This is a genomic window from Sphingomonas sp. LH128, from assembly GCF_000293195.2.
Lineage (GTDB): Bacteria > Pseudomonadota > Alphaproteobacteria > Sphingomonadales > Sphingomonadaceae > Novosphingobium > Novosphingobium resinovorum_A.
The window spans coordinates 1-4,612 of the sequence record NZ_ALVC01000010.1 but is presented as its reverse complement, the minus strand read 5'-3'; the positions used below and the strand labels follow the sequence as shown (position 1 = coordinate 4,612).

The 4,612-nt window shown below is 54.8% G+C and carries 3 protein-coding genes; all 3 read right to left on the bottom strand.

Annotated elements, in window-relative coordinates; all coding sequences use genetic code 11:
* Window positions 1-560: 560 nt before the first annotated feature.
* Entirely contained in the window at window positions 561-1,838 is a 1,278-nt protein-coding gene (locus LH128_RS01240; protein ID WP_008827750.1) for a WcaI family glycosyltransferase, read from the bottom strand.
* Window positions 1,838-2,788: a GDP-L-fucose synthase gene (fcl, locus tag LH128_RS01235; protein WP_008827749.1), complete on the bottom strand. Its 951-nt coding sequence runs from the start codon at window positions 2,786-2,788 to the stop codon at window positions 1,838-1,840. Before fcl ends, LH128_RS01240 begins: the two co-directional genes overlap by 1 nt.
* Window positions 2,789-2,951: 163 nt before the next feature.
* On the bottom strand, window positions 2,952-4,118 hold the full coding sequence (locus LH128_RS01230) for a nucleotide sugar dehydrogenase (RefSeq protein ID WP_008827748.1): 1,167 nt from the start codon (window positions 4,116-4,118) through the stop codon (window positions 2,952-2,954).
* Window positions 4,119-4,612: the final 494 nt, after the last annotated feature.

Below are 4,612 nucleotides of genomic sequence, written 5' to 3'. Positions count from 1 at the left end.
TTACTTCATATCCACCAAAACCCACGCCTCCCTGCGGGCTTCAGCGCTTTTCACAGACGACGAGATAATCCGGATGCGCAAATGCTGCAATGCAAAACGGTGCTTAAAATCCCGGTTTGACTAATTGTTTTTCAGATTCTCGAATATCAACAAATCTATAAGACGAAGCGGTGCGTCCTGGCGTTGAAGAGCAGCGGCGCTTGTAATTCCTCAGTCCGGCAAACGTAGGAGCATGCTCGATCATCCACGCCTCATCTCGCTTACCCAATGCGGCTTGGGCCATGCGTTGTCAGGTATGTTATGCTGCCACCAATCCATCCTCAAAATTGAACTGGTTTCGTTTGCAGACCGCTGGCTAGCCTTTTGCGTCGCCGGAGATTGACGAGCAGTTTTTCATTTGGTTCCTTTTCATGGATCTTAATGTGCTCGTGGACACCTGCTCTCAATGAAGGCTCTCGTACTGTCAGGCAGTTGAGACACCGCCCACAGCTGCAAATACGTTCGGCGCCTCGAATCATAAGCAGTATGCAATTGATTAGCGTGGGTGTGCCGCGCCTTCTTCAGGTAGTGCCGGCCGACCGCTTAGTGTCCATTCGGTGGGACACCTTCGATGCATTGACCACATCGATCAGCTCCGCATCCAGGCGTGCGAGTATATGATCCTTGGCCCAACGCTTTTCTGCCCGCTGACGGCCGTTTTCCCCATAGTGCGCTGCGACAGCTGGATTATCGAGCAGCGACTCGATCCCTTCCGCAAAAGCCTTCGCAGAACCGGGTTGGGTAATGATCCCGCAATCGACGATCTCTTCGGCTAAACCAGTGCCAGGTTCGGCAGTGGCCACGACAGGCCGACCCGATGCGAGCATATTCGTCAGTTTTGAAGGCAAGACCAAATCGGCTGCACCTGCGAGTTGCGGCATAAGATGTACCGTCGCCAGACCCAGCAGCTCGTTGAGGCGCTCGCGATCCTGAAGGTCATGAAACTGGATATTGGTAAGATCGCTGGCCAATTCTTCAAGCGCAGCGCGGTTCGGGCCCTGACCGCAGATTATGAAGGTCAGGTCGTTACGATGACGTAGCAGGCGCGCGGCATCAAGCACGATGTCTATACCTTGCTTGTTTGCGATATTGCCGGAATAGAGTGCTACGTGAGGCGTCGTAACCCCCCATTGCGCTCTGTAAGGCGACTGTTCCTGATACGGGGTGATCGCCGCGATATCGGCCCAATTGCGCAATTCATGAATGCGAGAGCGGGGCACACCCTTCTCGGCCAGTTTGGCGCACATCTGAGGCGAGATTGAACTGACATGATCGAACAGGCCGATAACGCGTTGTTCGAACCATCGCCCCAGCTTGGCAACCCCCCCACCGTCGCCAACGAGACCCGTCGCAAGTGCCGCCTCCATTTCGAAGTCCTGAATGTGGAGCCAGCATTGGGCACCGCTCAATCGGGACACCAGCCAGGCGACAGGAGCACTAATAAGCGAAGGGGCAACCGTGAAAACCAAGTCTGGCCGCTTGCGCCCCAGCGCCGCAGCCAACATCGTAGGCATTGCTGTCGCCAAAAACGACACGTGGTGAATCAACCGACGCATGCCGCTTGGTTTGGCAGGCACGTAGATAGGACAGCGGGTAATATCGACGCCGCCCTCCACCGATCGCTGCCAGCCTTTACCGGAATAGGCGGCATGGACTTTCCAAGCAGGATAGTAGGGGACTGCGACGACCGCGCGTGTTTCGTGACCGGCTCTCACCCAAGCTTTGGTCATGTCTCCGCTGTAGAGACCAATGCCAATTTCCTCAGGAGCGTAATTCAGTCCAAGAAACAGGATCCGCATCAGGCCATGGCCGACTTGTTTTCAAGAAACCAATCGTAAGCGGATTGAATTCCTTCGAAAAGTCCGATTGATGGACGCCACCCCATCGAACGCAGTTTGTCGGCACTCATGAGCTTTCGCGGCGTCCCATCCGGTTTGGTCTCGTCTTTGATGATCTTGCCATCAAAGCCGATTGCCTTCATCACCATCTCGGTCAACTCGAGGATCGTCACATCTTCACCGGAACCGATGTTAACATGCTCGTGCCCTGAATAATTCTTCAGCAGCATGATACAGGCATCTGCCAGATCATCGACGTGCAGAAACTCCCTTCGCGGCGATCCGGTTCCCCAGATTTCTATCGAGGAGGCGCCGACTCGCTTTGCCTCATGCGCCTTGCGGATGAGGGCGGGCATGACGTGACTGGATGTAAGATCGAAATTGTCTCCGGGGCCGTAAAGATTGGTGGGCATCGCCGAAATGTAGTCCAAGCCATATTCCTTGCGGTAGGCTTGGCATAGCTTGATCCCTGCAATCTTGGCGATTGCATACCACTCATTCGTGGGCTCGAGCGGACCTGTCAGCAGGGCGCCTTCAGTGATGGGTTGTTCCGCGAACTTGGGGTAGATGCACGATGATCCAAGGAACAGCAGCTTTTCGACACCAACCTGCCGCGAGCTTTCGATGACGTTGGCCTCGATCATCAGGTTATCGTAGAGAAACTGCCCCGGATAAGTGTCGTTCGCAAGAATCCCGCCAACTTTCGCGGCGGCAACTAAGACGGCATCCGGACGACTGGCATTTATCCAGTCCCGGACGGCGGATTGCTCGCGCAAATCCACGCGTGTCGACGGGACGATGACTTCACATTTCTCGGCAGCAAGGCGGCGGACAAGAGCTGACCCGACCATACCCTTGTGTCCCGCAACGTAAACTTTCTTGCCGGCAAGATCGTAGGTCGGTCCGCTCATGATTCTCTTCCAATATGTTGCAGCGCAATAAGGACTACCGCTTAGTGCGCCGTTAGGCAATTGCAGGAATGAATTCTAACCATTCGGGCACAGCAGCGGCAACGTCGAACCGGCCTCGGATTCAGTCTCCATGCCGCACGTCGACGGGTTCAGCCGCTCTAAGTCAGTCGGATCCAAACAGGTCGCGCGTGAAGACCTTGTCTTTCACATCGTCTATGTCAGCGGTCATGCGGTTGGCGATTATGACGTCGCACTCTTGTTTGAAGGCCGCAAGATCGCGCAGAATTTTGGAGCCGTAAAACTCATCGGCCTGCATGGAGGGTTCATAGATAACTACTTCGATCCCTTTCGCCTTGATGCGTTTCATGATCCCTTGGATCGAGGACTGCCGGAAATTGTCAGACCCCGCCTTCATGACGAGCCGGAAGACGCCAACCTTTCTAGGTTTCTTCGCGATTATCTGGTCGGCGAGAAAGTCCTTGCGAGTACGGTTAGCATCCACGATCGCTCGGATCAGGTTTTGCGGAACGTCCGAATAGTTCGCAAGCAACTGCTTGGTGTCCTTCGGCAAGCAATACCCGCCATAACCAAAGCTGGGATTGTTGTAATGCGCCCCAATCCTGGGATCGAGGCCGATTCCGCTGATAATCTGGCGCGTATCCATGCCCCCCGCGATGGCGTAGCTGTCCAGTTCGTTGAAAAATGCTACGCGCATTGCGAGATAGGTGTTGGCAAACAGCTTTATCGCTTCCGCTTCGCGGGCGTCGGTAAACAGCACTTCAATATCGGTCTTGACGGCGCCGTTGCGCAGCAGGTCTGCGAAGATGCGGGCGCGCTCGGATCGTTCGCCGACGATGATGCGCGAGGGGTGCAGATTGTCATAGAGCGCGCGGCCCTCTCGCAGGAATTCGGGGCTGAAGATGACCTGTTCAGTCCCAAGGCGTTCACGGGTCTCATCGACGAATCCAACAGGGACAGTAGATTTGACGACAATAGTGGCCTCAGGATTGATCGCAGTCGCGGCCTGGATTACGGCTTCCACTGAAGAGGTGTCGAACTTATTCGTTTCGGGGTCATAATTAGTAGGGGTGGCAACGATCACATACAGCGCGCCGTTCAAGGCGCTCTCGGCATCCAGTGTCGCGACGAGATCAAGTTCCCGCGTGGCGAGAAAATCTTCCAGTTCGGCGTCAACAATTGGGGATTTTCGTGCATTAAGCAAGTTAACGCGATCTACCATGAGATCCACTGCCACAACTTGGTTATGCTGGGCGAGTAGAGCTGCATTCGAGAGGCCGACGTAGCCTAGACCAAAAACTGCAATCTTCATTATGGGGAGTGCCTCGTGCAGCATAATTCACGCAATTTTTTAGATGGACGGTTTTCCGGAGAATACGGCCATAGATACACACCAGATCCCTCGTCTGCCTAAAAACTCACTGGGTCTATTCCGCATTGCAGCACTATCCGTCAACGCCTTTGTCTCTGAGTACCAATGCGGTTCCTTCCTCTTCGGAAGGCGTCGGATGGTGGAGGGCTCGGCGTTTCTTTGCGCGAGCGTAGCAAAGCGCGCAGCCATTCCTAGTGGTATGAGCGCAACGGATGAGTCCCGCCGAATGATGCTCAAAGGCGCAGATTTTCGCCGTTCCTCAGGGAACCAACCGACTGAATTTGACCACTAGTTGGCAAGGTCTGACAGAAGAGTCCTGAAGTGGATTCCCGAAGTTTGCCGGTTGTGCGATGAGGGTGGATGCGCAGCGGTATCTCAATCAGCCTTTCCCCATGCGACCGAGACCGGCTCGATCGGATCATCAAGGACCGCAA